The sequence below is a fragment of the Rathayibacter sp. AY1D5 genome (genome assembly GCF_002932515.1).
GTDB lineage: Bacteria > Actinomycetota > Actinomycetes > Actinomycetales > Microbacteriaceae > Rathayibacter.
In genome coordinates this window covers 1-501 of sequence record NZ_PSVU01000136.1, presented here as the reverse complement: position 1 = coordinate 501, position 501 = coordinate 1, and the positions used below count along the sequence as shown (strand labels likewise).

Sequence of the window (501 nt, the reverse complement as noted above, 5' to 3'; positions counted from 1 at the left end):
CGGAGCGGCGGCAGCTGGAGGACTCGATCGAGCGGACGGAGGAGTCGACGACGCGGCGGGCGCGGATCCGCTCGGGTCGGCGGGTGACGCGGACCCGCGGCCGGTGGGCGACGCGGACATCGGGAGCCCCCGCGCGATCACGGCGGGCGGCGCCAGGAGGACGAAGGAGCCGTCGCCGGGGGCGGACGTCGGCGCGAGCACCTCGGCGAGCCGACCGCCGATCATCGGCGCGGCCCGGGGCAGGCGCGGCGAGGCGAGCTCGGCGCAGTCGGGGCACCAGGAGGAGCGGCGCCGCTCCCGGCCGGGACGGTGGCGCTGCTCCTCGGGAGTGGCGACGAAGACGTGTCCGGCGTCGCAGAGCCAGCACAGGTACACGTCGGCCGCGGGCGGGATCTGGCTGAGCACGACGCCCTCGTTGTACTCGGGCCGGTACTGCCGCACCAGGACAGGGTAGGACGCCCAGGCCTCCCGGTAGGTGCCGACCGCGTAGGGGACGTCGGC

The 501-nt window shown here is 76.8% G+C and carries 1 pseudogene; it reads right to left on the bottom strand.

Features of this window, described 5'->3' with window-relative positions:
- Positions 1 to 501, bottom strand: a pseudogene (locus C5C82_RS18140) (hypothetical protein); the annotation flags it as partial.